This is a genomic window from Mordavella massiliensis, from assembly GCF_016901695.1.
In the GTDB taxonomy this organism is placed as follows: domain Bacteria; phylum Bacillota; class Clostridia; order Lachnospirales; family Lachnospiraceae; genus Claveliimonas; species Claveliimonas massiliensis_A.
In genome coordinates this window covers 122,723-146,209 of record NZ_JACJKS010000004.1, presented here as the reverse complement: position 1 = coordinate 146,209, position 23,487 = coordinate 122,723, and the positions used below count along the sequence as shown (strand labels likewise).

Genomic DNA, 23,487 nt, shown 5'->3' with positions numbered 1-23,487 from the left:
GATCCCTCTTTCTTTAAGCTGTGCGGCACAGGCCGCTGTGTGATCTTTCTGCTTCTATTTTCCTTTATTTTATGCATTTGCTCTATCAACTCCGGGTAAAATCTACGTAAATTCAAAGTTAAGTGCGCCATTTTGCGTTTCAGCACTCATGTCCGCACATCTGTTTACAAAGATTTTACGTGCATTTTTCGGGAACTCTACTGTAGCTTAATATTCGTCCTGTATAGTGACGTTGGAAATTTCGTATCTGAAAAAGGAGGAAAAACTCTATGAGAAGAAAATGGCACAAAGGCGCCGCCATCACTCTGGCAGCCGCCATGCTCTGCGCACAGGGCGCTCCCGTATCCGTCCTGGCCGAGGAGAATGTCCAGGCAGACGAAACTGTCAGCCCGGACACGGAGACCGCAGAAGCTGCAGAGGCCACCGAGAGTACGGAAACCGCAGCAAGTGAAGAGGCCTCAGAGAATACAGAGACGGACATGGAAGCTGCAGAGACGGAAACCGGGGCAACGGAAGCCGGCCATCCCGCACAGGATGCAGAGGAGACCGAAGGCTCTCCTGACACAGCCGTAAATATGCTCCAGGTTCCGGCTGCAGACAGCGGCAGCGCGGTAGAATACCTGACGCTCCAGCCCGGGGAGACGAGTGCTTCCATAAACCTGAACTGGTATGCGCCGGCTGGCACGACAAAAGCACAGGTAAAATTCGGCGATATGACCGTCGAAGCAACAGTGCGTGAACTCACATCACCCACAAAACTGGATACCGGCAAGTACACAGATACCGGCAAAATGGTCTGCGAGGCTACGATTACAGGACTGACTGCAGGCACCGAATATACGTATCAGATTTCCTATGACGGCGGACAGAGCTGGTCCGAAGCGCACACCTACACCACGCCGGCAGCCGGCAGCTTCCGGTTCGGCTTCACCAGCGACCCGCAGATCAAGGAGAACGGCAGCACTGACGGTGCGGGCTGGCAGCCGGCAGATAACACGAACCAGACCGGCTGGACAGCTATGATGGAGAAACTGGCCTCTGAGGGCGTCAGCCTTGTGGTGTCCGCCGGAGACCAGGTGGAGGACCAGAGCTGGGGCAAATCCAGCGAGTATGCGGCGTTCTTCGCACCGGAAGAGATGGCGTCCATTGCGTACGCTCCGGCAGTGGGCAACCACGACCGCCACTACATGTTCGAGGATCACTTCAATCTGCCCAACGAGATGTCTGTGGAAGGGGTGGATGAGAACGGCGCGCTCACCCAGGTAAAGACCACTTTCCGCGGACAGAACAACGGCACAAGCCAGAGCCACGGCAACTATATCCAGGCGACGGCGGATGAGATCGCGAACAACTCCGAGTCCAACGGCGTAACTCCGAATGAAGAGGGACGGTATGACTTTACGGAGCGCCGGGAGATGGAGACAAAGGGCAACTACTATTATCTCTATGACAATGTCCTCTTTGTCACCCTGAACACCGGCGCGTACCCGGGCGGCAACGATGAGGAGAACGCCGGAAACGCCAGCGTGCCGAGTGCCACGGCGGAGAATGAGGCGGAAGGAATCGTAGAGAACTTCCGCACAACGATGAGCGCGGCGACCGGCGAATACGCAGGCCAGTATCAGTGGCTGATCGTGACCCACCACAAGTCCACACAAACGGTAGCAAAGCACGCGGCAGACTCGGATATCGAGAACTATGTGGACGCAGGCTTCGAGAAGGTGATGGACGAGTTTGACGTAGACTTCGTCCTGGGCGGACACGATCACGTCTACTCCAGAAGCTACGTACTCAAGGGCGGAGAACGGAATGCGGAACGTCTGGACAATTATCACGATCCGGACGGCACCATCTATCTGACCGGCAACTGCTGCTCTGACATGCAGTACTACACACCCTTCGCTTCCGTCGACAAAGCGAACAATGCGGACTATCCTGTCCTCGCGGACGGAACGACAGGTTCCCAGGAATATCTGAAGGGCAAGCTTCCCATCGGCAACCAGGAATGGAACCAGGAGTACAGCCCCAGCTATGCGGTATTCGATGTGACAGGGAATGAGATTTCCGTCCATATATACAACCTTGCCGGCGACAGCGCATCTCCGGACAGCGAGCTCATCGACTCCTTCAGCGTGACGAAGAACGCAGATGGCGGAGCAAAGACAGCCGGCGCTGAGAACGGGAAGGCTTCCGCATCCCTGAACCTGACACAGGAAGGCCGCTACGATGCGGGCATGACAAACGCAGACGGCGGCGTCATGGAGATCGTGGACTACAATACAGCAACCGGATGGGCCTACGCCATCAACGGACAGACCGGCAACCTGACCGCCATCCCCACGAAGACGCTGGCAGCGGGCAAGACCGTGGATCTGCTGGATGGCAATGATATCGATGTGAAATCCATGATCGAAGCGGAGTGCGAGGGCTTTACATACGGCGACATGACCTCCGTGGCAGTCTCAGCGGACGGCACGAAACTTGCAGCGGCTATCCAGGCAGCCGGATATGCAGACAGCGGCCGCGTGGCGCTCTTCACCTGCAACGCAGACGGAACCCTTACATTTGATCAGGCATACGAGACAGGCGTGCAGCCGGATATGGTGACATTCACGCCGGACGACAGCCGGATCCTGACAGCAAACGAGGGCGAACCGAGGGAAGGATACACGCAGGGCGCGGCAGACCCGGCAGGAACTGTAACGGTGCTCTCTCTTGCAGACGGCAAGGTAATGAACATCGGCTTTGAGGCATATGACAGCGCGGATGCAAGACAGGCTCTCACAGACGCGGGGATCGTGCTGAAAAAGGGGACTGCTCCGTCAGCAGACCTGGAGCCGGAGTATATCGCGGCGGGAAATGACACAGCTTACGTGACGCTGCAGGAGGCGAATGCCATCGCAGCGATCGATCTGAACAGCCTTTCCGTGACAGGCATCTACTCCGCGGGTTACGAGGACTACAGCACCGTAGCGGTTGACATTGACAAGAAAGACGAGGCTTACAGCCCGAAAACTTACGAATCCCTGCGGGGCATCCGCATGCCGGACAGCATCGCCCTCTACTCCGTGGGCGGTACAGACTATGTTGTAACGGCAAACGAGGGGGACTCCAGAGAGTGGGGCGACTACCTCAACGAAGTGGAGAGAAACTTCAAAGACGACGAGACTTCCCCGACAGGAAAGATCACAGCAGACAACAGCGGGCTGACAGGGAAAGTGGTATTCTTCGACAGCAGCGATTACGACGGGCTGGATACGAACCTGGATTACCTCTTCGGCGGACGCTCCTTCACCGTATACAAAGCGGACGGAAACGGCCTGACTGAGGTGTTCGACAGCGGAAGCGACTTTGAGGCGAAGACAGCTGTCTATGTGCCGGAGAACTTCAACTGTTCCAACGACGATAAGACGATCGACGACCGTTCCGGAAAGAAGGGACCCGAGTCCGAGAGCGTGACCATCGGAACTGTCGGAGAGAAAACCTACGCGTTCGTGGGACTCGAGAGGGTCGGCGGCGTGATGGTCTACGATATCACAGACCCGGCAAACAGCATGTTTGCAAACTATATCAATTCCAGAGACTACAGCGGGGATATCGCAGGCGACAACTCACCGGAGGGGCTGTGCTTCATCCCGGCGGGCGAGAGCTGGGACGGAAACGCTTATCTCCTGGCTGCCTGCGAGGTATCCGGCACAGTGGCAGTCTACAACACAGCAGCAAACGCAGCCTATGATCCCGGCACAGACACTCCGGGCGATGAGCAGAACCCGGATGATGAGCAGAAGCCTGGAACAGGCGGCGGTGACCAGAAACCCGGGACAGGCGATGGACAGAGCACGTCCGAAAAGAAAGCGCCGGAGACAGGCGACAGCAGCTATTACGCGCTGTATCTGCTGCTGGCGCTGGCAGCGGCAGGTTCCGCCACTGCTGTCATCGTGATCCGCCGCAGAAGGGCACAGTAAAAAAGCAGACGCCCTCCCGCAGGGGAAGGCTGGAAAAATAAAATCGTGGGCTGGCACGGATGGATATCCGGGTCAGCCCACGATTTTTCACTATTTTCTCTTCGTAAACAGCACATCGTGGTTGATCTCTGTGTAGAACTCCCGCTTCACCCGCGCGTAGCCCGGCACGCCGCGGCCCATCAGCCACATCATCTTGGTGATCACTGCCTCCAGGGTCATGTCGTAGGCCTCCAGGAGCTGGAAGTCCTGCTTCACCTGCTTGCCCACCTCGTAGACCGTCATGTTGCTGCCCTCTTTCGCCACCTGGGTGGCCATGACCACGTACTTCCCCTTATCCTTCCACTTTTCCATCTCCTCGTAGAAGGCGGGCAGCAGCGTCTGGGGAATGCCGCCCACGCCGAAGCTCTCGATGACGATGCAGTCGTAGTGCTCAAAGACCCACGGAAGGATGTCCCCCCGCATGCCGGGGATGAGCTTGAGGACGCAGACGCTGTCCTTCATGTCGTAGAAGAACTCCGGCACGCCCGCGCAGGGCTCCTCCCTGATATAGCGCACCAGAAGCCCGTCCTGGATGACTGCCAGGTAGGGAAAGTTGATGCTGGAGAAGGCGTCGTAGCTTTTGGCCCGCTCCTTCTTGGCCCGGGTCCCCGCGATGACCTTGCCGTCAAAGACGATGCTCACATTCCGGGAGCCGTCGTCCGCCGCATAGATGAAGCTGTCCAGCAGGTTCGTCTTGGCGTCCGTCACATCCATGCAGATAGGCTTCTGGGCGCCGGTGATGACGATGGGCTTCTCCGAATTGCGGATCATGTAGGACAGGGCCGCCGCCGTGTAGGCCAGGGTGTCTGTCCCGTGGCAGATCACGAATCCGTCGTATGTCTCGTAGTTCTCCTCCACCGTGCGCGCCAGCAGCTTCCAGTGCTCCGGCGTCACGTTCGTGCTGTCCAGGCTGCACACCTGGATGGCGTCCACCTCGCAGACATCCTGCACCGCCGGGATATACCGGAGGATATCCTCTGTGCCAAGCCCCGGCCGCAGTCCCTGCTCCGTCTGGGTGGAGGCGATGGTGCCTCCGGTTCCGATCATCAGTATCTGTTTCATCTGCGGCCTCCTGTGACTCACTCAGTCTGCATGTTACTCATTCGGTTTGAAATAGAACCGCCCGGACACCTGCTCCGTCCGCAGCACATTGGTGAACGCGTGGGGATCCGCCTCCCGGATGGCCCGCACCACGTCCTTTTGCTCCGCGCTTGAGACGACGGAGTAGACCACTTTCCGCTCCCGGTGCTCGTAGGAGCCCTCCCCCTCCAGGACCGTGGCCCCGTGGTTGCTCGTCCGGGAGATGGCCTCGTACACGTTCTTCGCGTGGTTCGTAACGACAAGAAGGGTCTGCTGCTGGTACTTCTTATAGAGGATGTGCAGCACCTGGGTGGAGACGTACTGGAAGATGATGGAGTACAGCGCCTTGTCCCAGCCGAACAGGATGCCCGCCGACACAAGGATCACCGCATTGATCCCCAGCACGATGTTGAAGGAGTCCACCCCCTTCTTCTCAGACAGGTAGATGGCGATAAAGTCCGTCCCTCCCGTGGTGGCGTTGGCCGCCAGGCACATGCTGATGACCAGGCCGTTGATCATACCTCCGAAAACAGAGATTAGGAGCGTATCATAGGTGATCACGTACGCCGGCATAAGGTCGGTCAGCACGCTGGTCAGCAGGATGGACAGACCGGAAAACAGGGTGAATTTCTTTCCGATATACCGGAACCCTATGTACACAGGCACCGCGTTGATCGCCACGTTCAGCACGGTATACGGGATCTCCACGTGAAAGAACATGCGGGCCGCCCGCTGGAACAGGAGGGTAAGCCCCGTTGCGCCGCCCGGGAACAGATCCCCCGTGCGGACAAATGTCTTGATGTTCAGCGCCATAATGACGGACGCGGCGACTATGACAAGGATTCTCCTTATATCCTTCTCTGGCTCGAATTTCATACTGCTCTGAAACCTCTCTTCTACTCCCTGCTTCCCAGGGTGTATTCGCGTATCCCGCTGTCGTAGAACGCCTCCACGGCCCGGATCATATAGTCGATGTCCCGCACGCCCGCCGTCTCGTAGGACGAGTGCATGGCAAGCTGCGCCAGGCCGATGTCCACCGCGTTCATGGACACCTGGGACATGGCGATGTTGCCCAGGGTGCTGCCGCCCCGCATGTCGGAGCGGTTGGCAAAGAACTGGACCGGCACGCCCGCCTTCCGGCAGATCCCCTTCCACACGGCAATGCTGAAGGCGTCGCTGGTGTACTGCTGTCCGGCGTGGGATTTTATGACAATCCCCCCGTTCATGTACACGCAGTTGTTCTCATCCGTCTTCTCCGGATGGTTCGGATGCACGGCGTGGGCATTGTCGCAGCTTGCCATGAAGCTGGAAGCCAGCGCGCAGCGCAGCTCCTCCTGCGTCTTCCCGAGCCCTTCGTTGATCCGCTCCAGCACGTCCCTAAGGAACGTGGACCGGGCGCCCTGCTTTGTGTTGGACCCCACTTCCTCGTTGTCAAAGCAGGCGAACACATTGACCGCCCCCGCATCGGCCCCTCTCAGAAAGCCGGTGAAAGACGTGTACGCACTCTGCAGGTCATCCAGGCGCGGCGCTGAGATAAACTCTCCTTCCTTTCCCCATATGGAAGGCTGCATCCGGTTGTAGAGATAGAGATCCATACCAAAGATCTCCGCTTCGTCCACACCCAGTTCCTCCGCCACGATCCCCGCAAGGGAGCCCTGCGCATGGTCCGCGCTCCCCGCAAACAGAGGAAGCATATCCACCTGCTTGTTGAAGGCGCTCTTCTCGTTCACATCCCGGTCCATGTGGATGGCCACGCTGGGGATCAGCACCAGGTCCCGCCCGATCTTCACCAGCTCTTCCCGGTATCCGCCGTCCTTGCGCACGATCACCCTGCCGGCCACGGAGAGGGGACGGTCCATCCAGGTGGAGCACAGGATACTGCCGTACCCCTCCGTGTTCAGCCTTGTGTACTGCCCTTTTACCGTGAGCTCCGCCCGCTCCTTCACGCGGAAGGTGGGGGCGTCGCTGTGGGACGCCGTCACCTTGAAGCTGTAATCCTCCAGCGTCTCTCCCACCTGAAACGCTATGATGCTGGAGCCGTTCCGCACCGTGTAGTATTTCCCGCCCGGACGGATCTGCCAGCGCTCGCGCTCCGCAAGCCCGTGATAGCCATGCTCCTCCAGCATGCGGGCAAAATGATCCACCGCGTGGAAGGCGGTGGGGCTGTCCGCCAGAAAGCGGACCAGCCCTTTTACATCCTCCTCATAAAATCCCATTTCTATTTCTCCTCATATGCAGCGTAACTCTTCAAAATATCCTTCACGATCCCCACGACGAGATCCATGCCCTCCACGGTGATGTGCTCGTAGGGTCCGTGGAAAGCGGAGCCGCCTGTCCCCAGGTTCGGGCAGGGAAGCCCCCTGAAGCTGAGCCTTGCGCCGTCCGTGCCGCCCCGCACCGGGGATACGTCCGGCTCAAGCCCCGCGTCCGCGATGGCTTTCTTCGCCGTGTCCACCAGGTGCATGCAGGGCTCGATCTTCTCCCGCATGTTGTGGTAGGACTCGGTGATCGTGAGCTCCACCGTCCCCTCGCCGTACTTTTCATTCATGGCTTTCTGGATCCGGCGCAGTGTCTCGTGGCGCTGCTCAAACTTCTCGCCGCTGTGATCGCGGACGAAATAGCGCATCTGCGTCTTCTCCGTATTCCCGTTGAAGGCCATCAGGTGGAAGAAGCCCTCGTACCCTTCCGTTGTCTCCGGCCGCTCGTCCGGCAGCATGGACTGGATCTCCATGCCGATGAGCTGGGAGTTCACCAGGATGCCCTTGGCGCTGCCCGTGTGCACGTTCACGCCGTGGATCGTGAAATACGCGGTAGAGGCGTTGAAGTTCTCGAACTGGATCTCGCCCTCGATGTCGCCGTCCAGGGTGTAGGCGTAGTCCGCCCCGAAGCGCTCCACATCGAAGTTTTTCGCGCCCCTTGCGATCTCCTCATCCGGCGTAAAGCCGATGCAGATCTTCCCGTGGGGCATGCCCTCTCTCAGGATCTCCTCCACCACGGTGATGATCTCCGCGATGCCGGCCTTGTCGTCCGCGCCGAGGAGCGTGGTGCCGTCCGTCGTGATGAGGGTGCGCCCCTTCATGTTCTTCAGGTGCGGGAACTCCTTTACGGAGAGCACTCTTCCGCTCTCTCCCAGCTTCACGTCCTCCCCGTCATAGTTCTCAATGATCTGGGGACGGATGTCTTTTCCGGAGAAATCCATCGCCGTATCCATGTGGGCAATAAGGCCGATGGCCGGCTTGTCCTCACAGCCGGGGGTGGCCGGGATCTCCGCGTAGAGATAGCACATGTCGTTGAGTTCCACTTTCTCAACGCCCATGTCCTTCAGCTCCTGCGCAAGAAGCCTGCCCAGGTCAAACTGCCTCTTTGTGGACGGCACGGTCTCGCTCGTCTCATCGCTTGTCGTCCAGACGCTTACGTACTTTAAAAATCTCTCATATGCTTTCATGGCTTTTGCCTCCTTATTTTTTAAATGCCAGGGTCCGCGCTCCCGCGCGTCCCTGACATCATCATACACCTATTCGTCTTCGTCTTCCACAAGTTTGTTCAGTTTCTTGTCTGTCGCGAACATGAAGACCGCGCACAGAAGAAGCAGGATAAAGATCGCCACGAGAACCGGGAAGATGTTCATGTTCTCGATGATCACCTGCACGTAGGGGCTTAACTTGGAAGCGCAGAATGTGGCTACCGTGATCACGCCCATGAGCAGGGACAGGTACTTCTTCGGCGCGTACTTGCTGACGAAGGCGTTCCGAAGCGGGGAGAAGCACATCTCGCCGATGGTCAGGAGGAACACGAATCCAACCATCCACAGAACGCTTACCTTGTTGTCTCCGGAAGAGCCCACGCCGCGGGTGAACTCAGCCAGCACGATCACGCCGAAGGCGCATCCCAGGAACAGGAAGCTGAGGCCGATCTTCTGGAACATGTTCAGATCGCCCTGGGGTCTCTCGGAGAGCTTTCTCCAGACAGCCGCCATCACGCCGCCCAGCGCCACGCAGAGGAGGCCGTTGAGGGAGGTGTTGATCCAGCCCGGTGCGATCTCAATGCCTAAGAGATGCATGTCCACATACTCGGTCATGTAGATCGTGAGGGCCAGCTCGTTCTGGTAGTAGAACAGCCAGAAGATAATGGAGAAGGCAGACACAAGGATGATGGCCCACACTCTTCTTTTCTCCGCGCGGGTCAGCGGCTCGGTGGATTTCTCTTTCTTCTTGTCCTTCTTGCTGTCCTCGCCGATGATGTTGCCCTGGGTGTCTGTCAAGTACTTGAAAGGCTTTTTGCCCTGGCCCTGCAGGGACTTCCAGTTGGCCACGAACCACACGGCAGCGATCAGGCAGAACACAGCGCTTAACAGGAAGCACTGACGGAATCCCAGCACATCGCCGTTTTTAAATGTATTCAGATACAGGTAGCCGGTTGCCACGGACCCCACGAAGGAGCCGATGTTTACGAAAGAGTACTGGATCGAGAACGCAGAGTCCAGCATGCTCTTGTCGTCGTACATACGTCCCTGGATGGCGGACAGGTTGCCCTTGAAAAAGCCGGTTCCGATGGAGATGACGATGACCATCAGGTTCACCATGGCCGCGCTCGTGGCCTTCCAGCCGATCAGGTAGCCCACCGCCATGATCACGCTTCCTAAAGGAATGGCGTATCTGGCTCCCAGCCAGCGGTCGCTGATGTAGCCGCCGATGATCGGGGCCAGGTAGGTGTAGGCGGTCAGGTTGGCCGCGATCACGGCTGCCTGCGCGTTGTCGATTCCCAGTCCGCCCTCTCCCATCGCTGTGATGAGGAAGAGGAGCAGGATCGGTTTCGCCCCGTAGTAGGCCAGTCGCTCAAACGTGAACGTCAGGTTGCAGACATAGAAGCCCCAGGGGTGTTTCTTCTTAGCTGTTGTACTTTCTCCCATTTTTTCATTTCCTCCAAAACTAGTCTTGCTCCAGCTCCGCGGCGGCAAGCCTCATGAATCCCGCCATGGATCTGGTAAAATATTTGTTTCTGCGGTAGTACAGGTATACGTTCCACTCTCTCCCGTGTGTCGTTGTGCGAGCGCAGAAGCACAAAAGGTTCCTCCTCGAACAGCTTAAGCGGCACGCCCTCCGTCTCCACCTTCTTCACCGTGGCGCTGAGCGCGGGCTGTGAGATGTAGAGCTTTGCAGCCGCTTTGGAAAAGCTTCCTTCCCTGTAGACTTCATACACATAATTCATATGTCTGAACATGCCAAAGATCACCACAACAACCTTTTTTCTATACCTGTTCTATACCTGAAATTTTACATCTGCATCTCTTTGTGTTCAAACGAGAAAAACCTATGCAGGGATAAGGAAAACTTATCCTCTCAGGCCTCCCTTTTATAGCTGCGGTCCAGGGTGAATCCGCGTCCCCGCACTTCATTGATCTTGGAGATCGTGATGAAGGCCTTGGGATCTACGCTGTGCACCATCTCCTTCACGGAGAAGAGCTTGCGGTCCGGCACCACGCAGAGCACGCCCTGCTTCCGCTCCTTCTCCAGCCCGGTCTCGATGTTCACCATGGTCACGCCGGCGTCCAGGTTCTCCAGCATCCGGCGCCGGATCTCCTCATAGGCGTCGGAGATGATGAAAAGCTGCATCTGGGACTTGCCCATGACCATCACCCGGTTCAGCACGAGCATCTCCGCCATCAGTGTAAAGATGCCGTACAGCACCTGCTCCATATCCGAGAACGCAAGCTGGCAGCCCAGCACGACAAAGTCCACCCCGTAGAGCAGCGCAGCCACCGGAATGTGCAGGTACTTGTTGAGCACAAGGGCCAGAATGTCTGTCCCGCCCGTGGAGGCTCCCACCCGGACGATGATCCCCACGCCGATCCCCAGAAGGATGGCCGCGTAGACTGACGCCAGCATACGGTTGTCCGTCAGGGTGCTCACCGCCGGGATCCGCTGCACAACAGAGAGGATCAGGGGATAGGCAAATGTGCTGACAAGCGTTGTCAGCGCGAACTTCTTTCCCAGGGCCGCCGCGCCCATCACGAACAGGGCCACGTTCACCACAAGCACGATGGCCGACAGGTCAAAGGGCAGGTAGTGGGCGATCGTCAGGCCCACGCCGGTGGCCCCTCCCATGATGATGCCCTGGGGCACAATGAACGCCGTGACGGCGAAGGCAAGGATCACGTTGCCGGCCAGGACCGCCCCCACCGTGGCAGCCGCCCGCAGCACTTTTTTCTCTTTCTTTTCCATGGTTCAGATCCCCTCTTTCCAACAGTCAGTATCTGCCCTCATCTTACCGCAGGATCCGTGCCTCCACAAACGAGAAAAAGTCGTAACTGCATAAGAAAAAATTATGGCGCGCCCGGTTGGGCGCGCCATAACTTTTTCTGCTGTCACTCTTTCATTTTATCCTTCAGTATCCTGATGAATTTATAGACGTTTTTCTTCTCCGACGCCTGGGAATAATACAGCCGGATCCCGCATTCCCTCTCATAGCCTGCCAGCGGCCGGATCTCCCCGTCGCCGCACCAGAAGTACCGGCTGTCCACAAAGGCAAAAGCGTCGTTGAACTCCACCTTGAGCTTCATGGTCTCCACATTCTTCACCTCAATGAACCGGCAGCCGTCCTCCCCGTCCTCCAGCCGGCTCCGGGCCTCCTCCTGCTCGCTGCAGCAGTAGGAGGAGGCCATGTAGCAGCGATGGCCCCGCAGGTCATCCAGACGGAGCGGCCCGTAGGGGATCGTGGTATTCTTCCCCACATAGACGCCAAGAGGCGAGCCGGTCAGATATTCCGATGTTATACCGGCCTCCTCCTCCAGAGACTGGTTCCCGTAGCCGATAAAGACATCCAGCTCATGGTTTTTCAGCATTTTCCCGCCGATCTTATTGTCCAGGTTATAGCATTCCATCTTCTCCCCGACCCGCAGGAAGTTCGGATCGTAGACCTGCTCATAGGTCATCCACATCTTCTTGTTGATGGCGCTGTCGATCCCGATGTACGTCACTTCCCGGTCCCGGAACTGCTCGATCTCCCGCTCCATCCGCGCCTCGATCTCCAGCATCTGCTTCGCCCGGCGGTACACGATCTGTCCCAGCTCCGTGGGCACCACCTCGCCCTTGCCCCGGTTGACGAGCTTGCCGCCCGCCATCTTCTCCAGGGAGGAGATGTTCTGGCTGATGGCCGTCTGGGACACGTAGTTGATGTTCCCGGCCTTTGTAAAGCTCCTGTTCTCTATCACATCCACGAAGTATTTATACTTCCATATGCTGCTCACAGCGGATCCTCCTTAGCCGATCAGTTTCCCCACCTGACCGGCGACCTTCGTATTGCACCAGATCTTCTTCTGTACTCTCTCCCCCGTCCGCACAGACTCAAAGACAAGATATGCGACCGTATCCTTCTCCACCTGCTGCACGGTCGTCTTCAGGTCCGTGTGCCTCTCCATTCCATTTACCGCCCCGACGAACGCGCCGCTAAAGCCGGCAATGGCGCCTCCCAGCATCGCTCCCCTGAGCTTCCCTTTCGGCCGGGTCGTGCCGGTTGTCTTTGTGATCGTCTCATAGTGGGGGCCTCCCCATATAAAGCTGACCAGCCTCCAGCAGGCGGCGTTCTCCACAAACGAGTCCCCGAAGTAGTAGAGCCCGTTCCCGCCTCTCCTGAAATACAGTCCCCCGATGTGGAACTGGGTCTCCTGCTGCTTCAGCGCACGGATCCTCTCCTTCTCTGCTATGCGCGCCTGCTTTTCCTGATACTGCGCCAGGTACTGCTCAGGTGTGCGTTTTTCATGCTCTGTATAAAACGCCCGCTCCTCAGGCGTCAGGCAGGCTGTGCTCCCGGACCTCTCTATCTTAAGCTCGATCTCTCCAAGCCTTTTGCCGTTCTCCATCCCCTCTTTTACAGACTGCTTTAACTCATCCCAAAATCCCATATCCGTCTCCTCCCGTCATGCGGCAGAACCGCCATACTATAAGAAGTATAGACGATTTTCCTGATTTGTACAACCTTAGCCGGCATAAGAGCCTTTTCTTTTTTCTCCGGATATTCTATAATTAGGAAAACATCCGTTTACAAAACGGGCAGATCAGGAGGGAAACATTATGAGAGACATCTGGGAAAACATCAAAGATTTCTTCGGGAGAGACTGGACGCCGGCGGAAAAGATCCTGGTGATCCTCTGCTGCCTGCTGCTGGGGATCATAAAAGGATTCCTGATTTCCCCGATCAAGAGAGGACTCTTCTGCGGAAACAACAGCGGCAACACGTACAACCGGTTTGACGATGGATACTGGCTTGACGAGGAGGAATAGAAGGGACCAGCGCACAAGCGCTTAGCTCGTGCTTCACGCACAAGCGCTTAGCTCGATTTCGCTTCGCTTCATCTCGCTATCCGTGCGTCGCACGGTAGATACAAAAAAAAGACCGTCCGCAAGTGAACTTGCGACGGTCTTCTTTTTGTATCTGTCGCGCTTGTGCTAAACGCTTACATCCCGGCCTGGGCTGCAACTTCTGCTGCGAAGTCGTCAACCTTCTTCTCGATGCCCTCGCCTGTCTCAAAACGAACGAACTTCTTCACTGTCACGTTCGCATTGTTCTCCTTGGCAACCTTGGCAACGTACTTGGCAACTGTCAGATCGCTGTCCTGTACGTACACCTGGTCTAACAGGCAGATCTCCTTCATCTCCTTGTTGAGACGTCCGATGATCATCTTCTCGATGATGTTCTCCGGCTTATCCGGGTTCTCTGTCTTCGCCTGAGCCAGCAGGATCTCTTTCTCGTGATCCATGAACTCCTGGGAAACCTCATCGCGGGATACATACTTCGGAGACATGGCTGCAACCTGCATAGCCACGTTCTTCAGGCATGTGCGGATCTCGTCGTTCACTACGTCCGTATCCGCCTCAACCAGCACGCCGATGCGGCCGCCGCCGTGGATGTAGGCAACGATGCATCCGTCGGACACGATCTTCTCGAATCTTCTGATGTTCAGCTTCTCGCCGATCACAGCGATCTTCTCTGTCAGGGCCTCATGCACAGTCTTGGAGGAATCCTCCACCCATGCCTCTGCCATGAATGCGTCCATATCTTTGGCCTCTGTCGCCATGGCCTGCTCTGTGACAGCCTTTACAAAGCTCTGGAACTCAGCGTTCTTTGCCACGAAGTCTGTCTCGGAGTTAACCTCGACGATAGCTGCTGTCTTGTCGTCCTTCACCTCAGCCATAACAAGGCCTTCTGCTGCGATCCTGCCTGCCTTCTTAACAGCTTTTGCCTCGCCGTTCTTTCTCAGGTACTCGATCGCTGCATCCATATTTCCGTCTGTCTCGCTGAGGGCCTTCTTGCAGTCCATCATACCTGCGCCTGTCAGCTCTCTTAACTCTTTTACCATACCAGCTGTAACTGCCATTTTTATTTCCTCCATATCCGGGAGGCCCGCAGGCCGTCCCGAGTCATTGTTCTATATCAGTAATGAAACTTCTGTCCCGCAGGCGGATTAAGCCTCAACGTCCTCCTGCACTTCCTCCTCGTACACCTCTTCGCCCTCAGCGTACTCGTCTGTGTACTCTGCTGCGCCCTGGTTTGCCTCGATCACGGCGTCTGCCATCGTGGAGACGATCAGTTTTACAGCGCGGATCGCATCGTCGTTGCCCGGGATCACATAGTCGAGCTCTTCCGGATCGCAGTTTGTATCAGCGATGCCGATGAGCGGGATTCCCAGTGTGTGAGCCTCCTGCACGCAGATTCTCTCCTTCTTCGGATCTACAATAAAGATGGCGTCCGGAAGTCTCTTCATCTCCTTGATACCGCCAAGGTTCTTCTCGAGCTTCTCCCACTCCTTCTTCAGCTTGATCACTTCCTTCTTCGGAAGCACATCAAATGTTCCATCCTCAGCCATGGCCTCGATCTCTTTCAGGCGTGCCACACGGCTCTTGATGGTCTTGAAGTTGGTCAGCATACCGCCGAGCCATCTCTCATTTACATAGAACATGCCGCAGCGCTCTGCCTCTGTCTTGATGGCGTCCTGTGCCTGCTTCTTTGTTCCCACGAACAGGATCGTGCCGCCGTCAGCCGCGATATCGGATACTGCCTGGTAAGCCTCATCTACTTTGCCCACGGATTTCTGCAGGTCGATGATGTAGATGCCGTTTCTCTCCGTGTAGATGTAGGGAGCCATCTTGGGGTTCCATCTTCTTGTCTGATGTCCGAAGTGAACACCTGCTTCTAAAAGCTGCTTCATTGAAATAACACTCATGTTTCTTTCCTCCATTTGGTTTTCTTCTTCCGCACATTTCATTTCCCGCATGACCGTCTTTTTTCCAAAAGCTTAGGCACCGGTGCGGGCAGACATATGCGTGTTTTTTTGCAACGTTCGTATTTTATCACAAAAGCCGCGCTGTTGCAAGCATTTTCCTCCATTTTATCCCGGTTTTCCCGGATTGTAAGCGGTCGCCAGGGTCCCGGGCAAGCCCGGACTTTGGCTCGTCGCCAGCACAAAAAAGGATCCGCGCCGGATGCGCGGATCCCCTGTTCTGTTTTCGTCTGTATCGCCGTCCCTACAGGACCCTTCGCACACAGCGGAGCGCGCGGTACTGGCAGTTGCCCCACTCCACGATCCCGACCTCCGGGGAGGACGCGTGGATGATGCCGCCGCTTCCGTTGTAGATGCCCACATGTCCGTAGTAGACGAGCAGATCGCCCGCCTGGGCCTGGGAGAGCGGAACTTCCACGCCCGCATAGGCCTGGGCTGAATCGGTTCTTCCAATGCTGACGCCGAAGGCCGCGTAGATCTGCTGGGTAAAGCCGGAGCAGTCGATCCCGTTCGTCAGGCTGTTGCCGCCGTATACGTAGGGATTCCCGAGGAACTGCCGCGCGTACGCGACAACCGCCCATCCGTCCTGTCCCTGCGGGGGCACGATGGAGCTGCTTCCGCCGCCGCTGCTTCCGGAGCCGCTGTTCCCGCCGCCTGCGCTGCCGCCATTCCCGTTATCGGAAGGCTGGCTTGGCTGCTGTTGCTGCTGGGCCTGCTGTTGCTGCGCCTGCTCTATTTCCGCTGCCGCTGCCGCCGCTGCCGCCTCCTGGGCCTGCCTGCGGGCTTCCTCCTCAGCCTGCTGGGCCGCCACCGCCTCCTGGATATCTGCATCCAGCTGCGCGATCTGGGACTGCTTGCCCTCGATCACGGAACTTAAGGAGGACTTGTCTTCCTGAAGCTGGCTCTGCATCTGCGTCATAGACTCGGCTTCCTCCTGCAGGGTCTGTGACAGATCTTCTATCTTCTTTGTCGTAGCCGCGTACTCTTCCTGCTTCTCCCGGTCATAGTCGTGAACATTTTTTATGTACTCCGCCTTGTTCACCAGATCCGAGAAGCTGTCTGCCGAGAGGAGCAGCTTAAGTTCATTGCCTGCGCCCGCCTCGTACATGTACTGGATGCGCTTCTTCATATCCTGGTACTGGGCATCCTGCTGCACGATGGCTTCCTCCAGGTCAATATTCGCCTTGTCGATCTCTTCCTGCTTTGCCGCGAGATCCGTCTCCAGCGTACTGATCTTGTCGAGGATCGTTGTCAGCTCTGACTGGAGCGACGCCACTTCATTCTCCGCCGCAGCCTTATCCTGCTGCAGATCATCCACGGACGGCGTGGCAAACACAGGGCTGACCGCCATTCCGCTGATCAGCATGGCTGTGATGCATGCCTGTACAACTTTTTTCTTCATTTCCTACCACCTGTCTGTAAATTATTTATACCCTCATCCCTGCGCGCCGCCTGATACGGCGCAGAATTCTACTTATTCAAAATACATCTTACTACATTTTTTCATTCAATTCAACAATTTCCAAAAATTACCGCAAAAAAAGAGGCTATCCTCTTTCAGATAACCTCTTTTGATCTTCATGTTGCTTACCAGCACCGTCTGTACCAGGGTGAACCGTACACAGCCGCAACCTTCACCACATCTCCCGGTTTGGGCGCGTGGATCATCTGGCCGCCGCCGATGTAGATGCCCACATGGCTTCCGTAGCAGACGATATCGCCCGGCTGGGGATTGCTCACTGCGACGCCGCATCCGCCCTGCTCATAGGATGTACGGGGAAGGGAAATGCCGGCCACGCTGTGGCAGTACTGCACAAGTCCGGAACAGTCCAGTCCTGCGCCCGGCGTGGAACCGCCGTACACATAGGGTACGCCAAGCTGGCCATAGGCCGCGTTCACAATGGTTTGCGCCACAGATGTGTTGCCTGCGGATGTCCCGCTGTTTGTGGAACCGCCGGATGTGCTGCCGCCGGTAGAGCCGCCGGATGTCCCGCCATTGGACGTTCCGCCATTAGATGTGCCGCCGTTGGACGTGCCGCCGGATGGCGTGGACGCGGTTCCTCCCGTCTGGGTCTGGCCGCCGTTGCCGCCTGTCTGGGCCGCCTGGCCGTCCTCACCGCCGCCTGCCTGCTGCTCCTGGGCCTGTGCCGCCCGTGCTGCAGCCTCTGCGGCCGCCTGGATCTGCTGGTCAAAGTCTGCGATCTCTGCCCGCTTTTCTATAAGAGTCGCGTTCAGTTCCGCCTCCTGTTCCTCGTATGCGGCCTGCATCTCCTCCTGCCTGTCCTGCTCCTCCTCGAGAGTGGTCTTCAGGTCCTGGATCTCCTGCTCGGTATCCTTCAGCGCTTTGAGCTGCTGTCTGTCATACGTATGCACATTGGAGATGTACTCCGCTTTATTGATAAAATCAGAGAAGTCCGTGGAGGAGATCAGAGCCTCAACCGCATCTGTCTGTCCGTTCTCGTACATGTAACGGATCCGAAGCTTCATGGACTCATACTGCTCGTCCGCCTTCTCCTGCGCCTTCTCCAGATCCTCCTGCGCACCGAGGATCTTCTCCCCGGTCTCGATCAGATCCGCCTCCAGCTCTCCCGCCTTTGTGATCAGCTCCGTCAACTGCTCCTGCAGGGAGTCTGCCTCCCGCTGGGCCGCCGCCTTACCGCTCTCAAGACTGTCTGTCTCAGGCGCGGCAAATACCGGGGTCGCCAGCATGGAACTGGTCAGCGCTGCCACAAGAACTGCTCTTCCAACTCTCTTCATTCTGTATCTTTCATCCTTTCCGGTCAGTTACTTTTATCAGATTGACAAATATATAAATCTCAACAGCTACCATTATAGTGACGCTGTCATGATTTTGCAACATTTTTTAACAAATTCGTAATCTTTTCACAAGTCCGTCCCGTTTTATGCCGCTCCATTTGTCTCATCCGTGCCGCCCGGCGCCGCCGGCTTCTCGTCGATGCGCTGGATCAGCAGGAACATGGTGGCCGCAAAGGCCGCGCACACGACCGTGACCGCACCGATCCGCAGCTTATCTGCCAGCAGCCAGCCGTACAGCCCGAACTGCGTGGCTGTCACCGAGATCAGGTTCATCACGATGTGGGCCGAGGCAGGCGCCCTGACAGACCCGTACTTTTCATACACATAGGCAAGCATCATGCCTGTGGCGAAGGCGTACAGCATCTGCACCATATTGCCGTGCAGGACGGCAAAGACAAGGCTGGAGTAGAACGCCGCCCCCAGAAAGCTCATCTCACCTCTCATCCGCCGGAACATGAGCCCCCGGAACACAAGCTCCTCGCAGATGGGAACGAGAACGCCCAGGCAGAGGATCTGCATTGCAAAAGGCGCGCTGTACAATGACTCGGACGTCTGTTCAAACGCCGCGCTGTAGGACGCCATATCCGAGATCAGGATCAGATTGTTGAGCCCCACGCACATGGCGGCCGCGATCCCGATCACCGCTGCGTACTTCACAAGCGGGGCCTTCCGGTTCTGGGCCACGCCCGCCATCTTGTCGTACATCCGGTCCCCGTGGAACATATACAGCATAATGGGGATGACGATCAGGGCGGAAAGGCCCTCAAGCTGCGTTGTGTACTGCAGCATCTTCTCGGAGATGGACAGGGAGAACTCCAGCATGTCCTGCTGGCTGCGCATGGCAGCCGCCATTTCTCCCGCGTGCTTCGATATGTAGTAGAACGTGTAGCCCATCACCGCAAGCATGCTCACCGCGATACTGACCACATATTTGATGACCAGCGGCTTCCAGGCATACCAGATCCCCCGCCTTTTTGCAGGCGGGACCGCCGGCCCGGTCGGCATTCCTTCCGGCATGCGCAGAGGGCCGTTTTCATTGCCGCCTCCATGCTGCTGGTCTTCCCATGGATTGTTCATATATAAAAAGCCTCTCTTTCGGAAATTCTTTTCTTATTCTACTTCCGAAACGCAAAACTTGCAATTAAAAAAATATAAACTCTCCCGCCAGCGCGTTTTCCCTGACATGATCCGCGCGGCACCGCCGCCGTTTTGCTTTACTTTCCCGGCATTTCCCACTATAATAAGAGAAACATCCCACGAAAGGAGCTTATATATCATGGAAGATCAGAAACAGAGAGTCTACGATGCCCTGAACAGGCTGGGCATTAAATACGAAGTCGTGGAGCACGAGCCCGTCCACACAATGGAGGACATGGACCGTCTCGGGCTGCCGCAGAAGGGAACCCTGTGCAAGAACCTGTTCCTGCGGGACGCAAAAGGAAAGCGGCACTTCCTCGTCACCTGCGACGAGAGGAAGACGGTGGATCTCAAAGCCCTCAGCCGCACGCTGGGCGCAGGCAATTTAAGCTTTGCCTCTGAGGAGCGCCTGGAGAAATACCTGGGACTCAAGCAGGGCAGCGTATCCCCCTTCGGCCTCATGAACGATGCGGACCACGCGGTAGAGTTCTTCATCGACAAGGACCTGACGCGCTGCAAGAGCCTCGGCATCCATCCCCTTGAGAACACGGCCACGGTATTCCTCTCCTACAAGGATCTGGACAAGTTCCTCTGGGATCTGGATGTGGACGTGATCAAGATCCGGCTGTAGCGCTATGAACAGGACCGGGCCGAGAGGGAAAACCGGGACGCTCCTTCTTGTCGGGATCCTCTTCCTCCTTCTTCTGTTTTTAGGTACGCAGTCCCCGTTCGGGGCAGAGGAGCAGACGTTTGAGGCAAGGATCACAAAAATTTATGACAGCGGGGGAGCCGTTGTCACAGATACAGATCGCGGGGGACGCTACGCAATTGGCAGCCGGGCTTTGCCTAATGCAGATGCGGCCGACATCGGAAGGCTTGTCGAAGTCACGTACTCCGGAGGGATCATGGAGACAGACCCTGCACAGTTCGAAAATCTGATCCGCGTCCGGTTTATAGATGAATAAAAAATCCAATGTAAAAAAGCTGCGGGAACACAACAAACTGTTTGTATTCCCGCAGCTTTTATCTATTTGTCTGTCATCTCAAACTTCTGCAGACACTCCCGTATCTCTTCCATTTTCCCTGACAGGCTTCCCTGGATCATCTCCGGCTTCCCGCCGCCCCGGCCCCGGAACCTGGCATTCAGCTCTTTCCCGAGAGGACGGACGTCACGGGACCTGCTCCCGATCACATACCGGTAGCCGCCATCGTCGCTTCCGGCGAACACGGCGCTCACAGGCGCGCCCTGATCCAGGAGGAGGTTCATGAACTCCCGGGGCGCGCTTCCCGTCAGATCCTCTGCAAAGGCAACCGTCACCGGGTCTGCGACAGGCGTCTCCTTCGCCCGGTATGCAAGGATCTGCTGCAGAAGCCGTCCGTTTTCATACTTCTGACGCTCCAGCTCCTCTTTCTGCCGGCGGACCGCCTCCGCGATCCGGTCCTCCTTCTCGCACAGCAGCGCGCCGATCTCCTTCGCATTCGTCAGCTTTGTCTCATAATCCCGCAGGGCGCGGAACCCGCAGAGCATGGTGATCCTCTCCCCGCCCTTGTAGTTCATCCGGTTCACGAGCTTGATCAGGCCGATCTCGCCGGTCCGCTTCACATGGGGCGCGCAGCAGGCGCACACATCATAGCCCGGCACGGTCACGATACGCACCTGGCCCTCGATCTCGATCTTGCTCCGGTACTCCAGCTTCTCCAGCTCTGCTTTGGATGGGCAGGACACCCGGATCTCCAGGTCCGCAGCCACGGCCCGGTTGGCCTCCCACTCGATCCGGCGCAGTTCCTCCGGGGAAATGGGGCCGTCAAAATCCATGGTGCAGTAATCCGCCCCAAGGTGGAAGCCCACGTTGTTATATCCAAAGCGGCTGTGCACCAGGCCGGAGATGATATGCTCCCCGGTATGCTGCTGCATCTTTTCAAACCGTTCCTCCCAGTCGATGCGCCCGTGCACGCAGGATCCCGGTTCAAGCGGGGCGTCCGTCTTATGGCGCACCACGCCGTTTTTCTCATGTACGTCCAGCACCCGCACACCGTCCAGATAGCCGGTATCCGCGTACTGACCGCCGCCCTCCGGGAAAAAAGCCGTCTGATCCAGGACGATCTGGTAAGCGGCCCCATCCGCTGTGCAGGAGAGCACCTGCGCGTCAAATTCCCGCAGGTGGCTGTCCTCATAAAACAGTTTGCCTGTCTCTTTCCCGCTTCCGGTAAATTCCATATCCTTACATCCTCTCCGGCGCCTCAAAGCCCAGCACATCAATGCAGCTCTCCAGGATCTGCTTTGTCAGGACAAGGAGCGCCACGTAACTCTTCTGCACATCCGTATCTTCCTCTGCCAGGATCTTCGTCTCATGGTAGAAGCGGTTGAAGGCGTTTGCCAGCTCATAGATGTAGGCGCAGATCTTGTGGGGCGCCAGCTCCTCGTAGGCGTTTTCCATCACGCTGTTGTACTTGGCCGCTTCCAGCATCAGCGCCTTCTCCTCCCCGCTGTGGGCTCCGCGGATCCGCAGGCCTTCCAGGGCATTGCCCGCCTCCGTATATTTATTCAGGATAGACTTGATGCGCACGATCGTATAGAGGATGTACGGCCCCGTGTTTCCCTCAAAGGAGGTAAACCGGTCCACATCGAACACATAGTCCTTGGACGCCTGGTTGGAGAGATCCCCGTATTTGATGGCGGACATGCCCACGGTCTTCGCCGTCTCCTTTGCCTCGTCCTCACTGACGGTGCGGTTGTCCGTGATCTTCTTGTACATTTCCTCATTGATCTCCGCGATCAGGTTCTCCAGCCGCATGACGCCGCCCTCTCTTGTCTTAAAGGGCTTGCCGTCCTTTCCGTTCATGGTGCCGAAGCCCAGGAAGGAAAGCTTCGTCTTCTCCGGTACGATCCCGGTCTTCTTGGCAGCCCGGAACACCTGGGTAAAGTGGAGTTCCTGCCGCTTGTCCACCACGTAGATCACATGATCCGGATGGTAATCCTCCTCCCGCTGCACCAGGGTCGCCAGATCCGTCGTCCCGTAGAGGGAAGCCCCGTCAGACTTCTGGATCATGCAGGGCGGCATCTCCTTCGTGTCGCTGTCCTCTTTTACATCAATGACAAGGGCGCCGTCGTCCACCCGGGCAAAGCCTTCTCTTTTCATCCTCTCGATCATGCCGGGGATGTAGGCCTGCGCGTCCGATTCCCCTTTCCAGAGATCAAACTCCACGTTCAGGTTGCTGTAGTTCTTCTTCAGATCCGCCACAGACACGCGCATGATATGGTTCCAGACAGCCGTGTAGCCCCTGTGCCCGTTCTGCAGAAGATAGGTGGCATGCAGCGCTTCCTCCCGGTAGTCCTCATGCTCCTTGGCGTAGGCACTGGCCGTCGGATAGATCTCCTCCAGCTCGCCGATAGTAAAGGGCGCCTCCTCTGGATACTCTCCTTCATAGGAGTCGTCAAAATAGGGAAGATCCGGCTGACGCTTCTTAAGCTCTGTGATAATGAGCCCCATCTGATACCCCCAGTCTCCCATATGGATGTCGCCCAGCACCCTGTGCCCCATCCGGCGGCAGATCCGCTTGACGCTCTCGCCGATGATGGCGGAGCGCAGATGCCCGACGTGAAGAGGCTTCGCCACGTTCGGTCCGCCGTAATCGATCAGGATGGTCCGGGGATCCTCCGTCTCCTCCAGTCCGAGGCGCGTGTCCTCTCCCATGTTATTTAAATACTCTGCTATATATGCATCGTCCAGTTTTATATTGATAAAGCCTGGTTTCACCGCCTCTGCCGAGAGGATGCATCCTCCCTGCCCGATCCGTGACACCACGTCCTGGGCGATCTGAAGCGGCGCCTTCTTATATGTTCTGGCTCCCGCCATCGCCCCGTTGCACTGGTACTCGCACAGATCCGGCCTGTTGGACAGGGTCACCCTGGCGTAGGAGCTGTCGTAGCCGGCCGCCTCGAATGCTGCCTTCATTTCCTCTGTGAGCAGATCGATCAGCTGTTTCATATATCTTTTCCTCCATTCCGTTTCACACTGACATCATTTATTTAGTCTAACACACGCCGGCCTTTCCCTCAAGCCGTTTTTCTTCCGGGTGCCGCGGCCTGATAAAAAGAAAGAATAGAATTTTCCGGAATTTTGATGTAAAATCATCATAGCACGCAGGTCGCATTTATGCAACCCAAATGCA

The 23,487-nt window shown here is 57.1% G+C and carries 20 protein-coding genes; 4 read left to right on the top strand and 16 right to left on the bottom strand.

Annotation, left to right across the window (positions count from 1 at the left end; all coding sequences use genetic code 11):
- Nucleotides 1-269: 269 nt before the first annotated feature.
- On the top strand, nucleotides 270-3,965 hold the full coding sequence (locus tag H6A20_RS04185; protein ID WP_243426120.1) for a choice-of-anchor I family protein: 3,696 nt from the start codon (nucleotides 270-272) through the stop codon (nucleotides 3,963-3,965).
- A gap of 90 nt (nucleotides 3,966-4,055) precedes the next feature.
- Here H6A20_RS04185 and H6A20_RS04180 read toward each other — a convergent pair whose 3' ends face one another.
- The 9 genes from H6A20_RS04180 to H6A20_RS04140 form a co-directional block, all read right to left on the bottom strand.
- A complete protein-coding gene (locus tag H6A20_RS04180) occupies nucleotides 4,056-5,066 on the bottom strand; it encodes an asparaginase (RefSeq protein WP_204905913.1) in 1,011 nt (336 codons plus the stop codon).
- A gap of 33 nt (nucleotides 5,067-5,099) precedes the next feature.
- Nucleotides 5,100-5,960: a YitT family protein gene (locus H6A20_RS04175; RefSeq protein WP_204905912.1), complete on the bottom strand. Its 861-nt coding sequence runs from the start codon at nucleotides 5,958-5,960 to the stop codon at nucleotides 5,100-5,102.
- A 20-nt stretch (nucleotides 5,961-5,980) separates the two neighbouring features.
- Nucleotides 5,981-7,300 (bottom strand): M18 family aminopeptidase, encoded by a 1,320-nt coding sequence (locus tag H6A20_RS04170; protein WP_204905911.1) that lies wholly within the window; start codon nucleotides 7,298-7,300, stop codon nucleotides 5,981-5,983.
- Nucleotides 7,301-7,302: 2 nt separating this feature from the next.
- The gene (gene pepT, locus H6A20_RS04165) at nucleotides 7,303-8,529 is read right to left on the bottom strand and encodes a peptidase T (RefSeq protein ID WP_204905910.1); all 1,227 of its coding nucleotides are present in this window, start codon (nucleotides 8,527-8,529) and stop codon (nucleotides 7,303-7,305) included.
- Nucleotides 8,530-8,598: 69 nt separating this feature from the next.
- Nucleotides 8,599-9,993, bottom strand: a complete 1,395-nt coding sequence (locus H6A20_RS04160) for a peptide MFS transporter (RefSeq protein ID WP_204905909.1) — start codon at nucleotides 9,991-9,993, stop codon at nucleotides 8,599-8,601.
- Nucleotides 9,933-10,304 carry a helix-turn-helix domain-containing protein gene (locus H6A20_RS13995; RefSeq protein ID WP_420846588.1) on the bottom strand — a complete coding sequence of 124 codons (372 nt, stop codon included), beginning with the start codon at nucleotides 10,302-10,304 and terminating at the stop codon, nucleotides 9,933-9,935. The genes H6A20_RS04160 and H6A20_RS13995 overlap by 61 nt, the downstream gene beginning before the upstream one ends.
- 119 nt (nucleotides 10,305-10,423) lie before the next feature.
- Nucleotides 10,424-11,305 carry a YitT family protein gene (locus tag H6A20_RS04150; RefSeq protein ID WP_204905908.1) on the bottom strand — a complete coding sequence of 294 codons (882 nt, stop codon included), beginning with the start codon at nucleotides 11,303-11,305 and terminating at the stop codon, nucleotides 10,424-10,426.
- Between the two features lie 143 nt (nucleotides 11,306-11,448).
- A complete protein-coding gene (locus H6A20_RS13870; RefSeq protein WP_204905907.1) occupies nucleotides 11,449-12,330 on the bottom strand; it encodes a LysR family transcriptional regulator in 882 nt (293 codons plus the stop codon).
- Between the two features lie 12 nt (nucleotides 12,331-12,342).
- Nucleotides 12,343-12,984 (bottom strand): hypothetical protein, encoded by a 642-nt coding sequence (locus H6A20_RS04140; protein ID WP_204905906.1) that lies wholly within the window; start codon nucleotides 12,982-12,984, stop codon nucleotides 12,343-12,345.
- Between the two features lie 169 nt (nucleotides 12,985-13,153).
- On the opposite strand from H6A20_RS04140, the gene H6A20_RS04135 reads away from it, so the two are divergent.
- The gene (locus H6A20_RS04135; protein WP_204905905.1) at nucleotides 13,154-13,363 is read left to right on the top strand and encodes a hypothetical protein; all 210 of its coding nucleotides are present in this window, start codon (nucleotides 13,154-13,156) and stop codon (nucleotides 13,361-13,363) included.
- A gap of 173 nt (nucleotides 13,364-13,536) precedes the next feature.
- Here the strand turns inward: H6A20_RS04135 and tsf are convergent, their stop codons facing one another.
- From tsf to H6A20_RS04110, 5 genes are all read right to left on the bottom strand, one after another.
- On the bottom strand, nucleotides 13,537-14,457 hold the full coding sequence (gene tsf / locus H6A20_RS04130; RefSeq protein ID WP_204905904.1) for a translation elongation factor Ts: 921 nt from the start codon (nucleotides 14,455-14,457) through the stop codon (nucleotides 13,537-13,539).
- An 87-nt stretch (nucleotides 14,458-14,544) separates the two neighbouring features.
- On the bottom strand, nucleotides 14,545-15,303 hold the full coding sequence (gene rpsB, locus H6A20_RS04125) for a 30S ribosomal protein S2 (RefSeq protein WP_204905903.1): 759 nt from the start codon (nucleotides 15,301-15,303) through the stop codon (nucleotides 14,545-14,547).
- 301 nt (nucleotides 15,304-15,604) lie between these two features.
- Nucleotides 15,605-16,762: a C40 family peptidase gene (locus H6A20_RS04120; RefSeq protein WP_204905902.1), complete on the bottom strand. Its 1,158-nt coding sequence runs from the start codon at nucleotides 16,760-16,762 to the stop codon at nucleotides 15,605-15,607.
- Nucleotides 16,763-16,947: 185 nt separating this feature from the next.
- Nucleotides 16,948-18,117, bottom strand: coding sequence for a C40 family peptidase (locus H6A20_RS04115; protein ID WP_204905901.1), 1,170 nt, complete (start codon nucleotides 18,115-18,117; stop codon nucleotides 16,948-16,950).
- A gap of 144 nt (nucleotides 18,118-18,261) precedes the next feature.
- Nucleotides 18,262-19,254 carry a CPBP family intramembrane glutamic endopeptidase gene (locus H6A20_RS04110; protein WP_204905900.1) on the bottom strand — a complete coding sequence of 331 codons (993 nt, stop codon included), beginning with the start codon at nucleotides 19,252-19,254 and terminating at the stop codon, nucleotides 18,262-18,264.
- Nucleotides 19,255-19,453: 199 nt separating this feature from the next.
- Here H6A20_RS04110 and H6A20_RS04105 point away from each other — a divergent pair, with 199 nt between their 5' ends.
- Nucleotides 19,454-19,945 (top strand): prolyl-tRNA synthetase associated domain-containing protein, encoded by a 492-nt coding sequence (locus tag H6A20_RS04105; RefSeq protein WP_204905899.1) that lies wholly within the window; start codon nucleotides 19,454-19,456, stop codon nucleotides 19,943-19,945.
- A gap of 4 nt (nucleotides 19,946-19,949) precedes the next feature.
- A complete protein-coding gene (locus tag H6A20_RS04100; RefSeq protein WP_204905898.1) occupies nucleotides 19,950-20,279 on the top strand; it encodes a hypothetical protein in 330 nt (109 codons plus the stop codon).
- Between the two features lie 62 nt (nucleotides 20,280-20,341).
- Here the strand turns inward: H6A20_RS04100 and H6A20_RS04095 are convergent, their stop codons facing one another.
- Nucleotides 20,342-21,532: an alanyl-tRNA editing protein gene (locus H6A20_RS04095; RefSeq protein ID WP_204905897.1), complete on the bottom strand. Its 1,191-nt coding sequence runs from the start codon at nucleotides 21,530-21,532 to the stop codon at nucleotides 20,342-20,344.
- Between the two features lie 4 nt (nucleotides 21,533-21,536).
- On the bottom strand, nucleotides 21,537-23,303 hold the full coding sequence (argS, locus tag H6A20_RS04090; RefSeq protein WP_204905896.1) for an arginine--tRNA ligase: 1,767 nt from the start codon (nucleotides 23,301-23,303) through the stop codon (nucleotides 21,537-21,539).
- Nucleotides 23,304-23,487: the final 184 nt, after the last annotated feature.

Bases quoted from the DNA above. Each gene is read 5' to 3' on its own strand.
- H6A20_RS04185 (WP_243426120.1), top strand. From the start codon at position 270: ATGAGAAGAAAATGGCACAAAGGCGCCGCCATCACTCTGGCAGCCGCC.
- H6A20_RS04180 (WP_204905913.1), bottom strand. From the start codon at position 5,066: ATGAAACAGATACTGATGATCGGAACCGGAGGCACCATCGCCTCCACC.
- H6A20_RS04175 (WP_204905912.1), bottom strand. From the start codon at position 5,960: ATGAAATTCGAGCCAGAGAAGGATATAAGGAGAATCCTTGTCATAGTC.
- H6A20_RS04170 (WP_204905911.1), bottom strand. From the start codon at position 7,300: ATGGGATTTTATGAGGAGGATGTAAAAGGGCTGGTCCGCTTTCTGGCG.
- pepT (WP_204905910.1), bottom strand. From the start codon at position 8,529: ATGAAAGCATATGAGAGATTTTTAAAGTACGTAAGCGTCTGGACGACA.
- H6A20_RS04160 (WP_204905909.1), bottom strand. From the start codon at position 9,993: ATGGGAGAAAGTACAACAGCTAAGAAGAAACACCCCTGGGGCTTCTAT.
- H6A20_RS13995 (WP_420846588.1), bottom strand. From the start codon at position 10,304: ATGTTCAGACATATGAATTATGTGTATGAAGTCTACAGGGAAGGAAGC.
- H6A20_RS04150 (WP_204905908.1), bottom strand. From the start codon at position 11,305: ATGGAAAAGAAAGAGAAAAAAGTGCTGCGGGCGGCTGCCACGGTGGGG.
- H6A20_RS04140 (WP_204905906.1), bottom strand. From the start codon at position 12,984: ATGGGATTTTGGGATGAGTTAAAGCAGTCTGTAAAAGAGGGGATGGAG.
- H6A20_RS04135 (WP_204905905.1), top strand. From the start codon at position 13,154: ATGAGAGACATCTGGGAAAACATCAAAGATTTCTTCGGGAGAGACTGG.
- tsf (WP_204905904.1), bottom strand. From the start codon at position 14,457: ATGGCAGTTACAGCTGGTATGGTAAAAGAGTTAAGAGAGCTGACAGGC.
- rpsB (WP_204905903.1), bottom strand. From the start codon at position 15,303: ATGAGTGTTATTTCAATGAAGCAGCTTTTAGAAGCAGGTGTTCACTTC.
- H6A20_RS04120 (WP_204905902.1), bottom strand. From the start codon at position 16,762: ATGAAGAAAAAAGTTGTACAGGCATGCATCACAGCCATGCTGATCAGC.
- H6A20_RS04115 (WP_204905901.1), bottom strand. From the start codon at position 18,117: ATGAAGAGAGTTGGAAGAGCAGTTCTTGTGGCAGCGCTGACCAGTTCC.
- H6A20_RS04110 (WP_204905900.1), bottom strand. From the start codon at position 19,254: ATGAACAATCCATGGGAAGACCAGCAGCATGGAGGCGGCAATGAAAAC.
- H6A20_RS04105 (WP_204905899.1), top strand. From the start codon at position 19,454: ATGGAAGATCAGAAACAGAGAGTCTACGATGCCCTGAACAGGCTGGGC.
- H6A20_RS04100 (WP_204905898.1), top strand. From the start codon at position 19,950: ATGAACAGGACCGGGCCGAGAGGGAAAACCGGGACGCTCCTTCTTGTC.
- H6A20_RS04095 (WP_204905897.1), bottom strand. From the start codon at position 21,532: ATGGAATTTACCGGAAGCGGGAAAGAGACAGGCAAACTGTTTTATGAG.
- argS (WP_204905896.1), bottom strand. From the start codon at position 23,303: ATGAAACAGCTGATCGATCTGCTCACAGAGGAAATGAAGGCAGCATTC.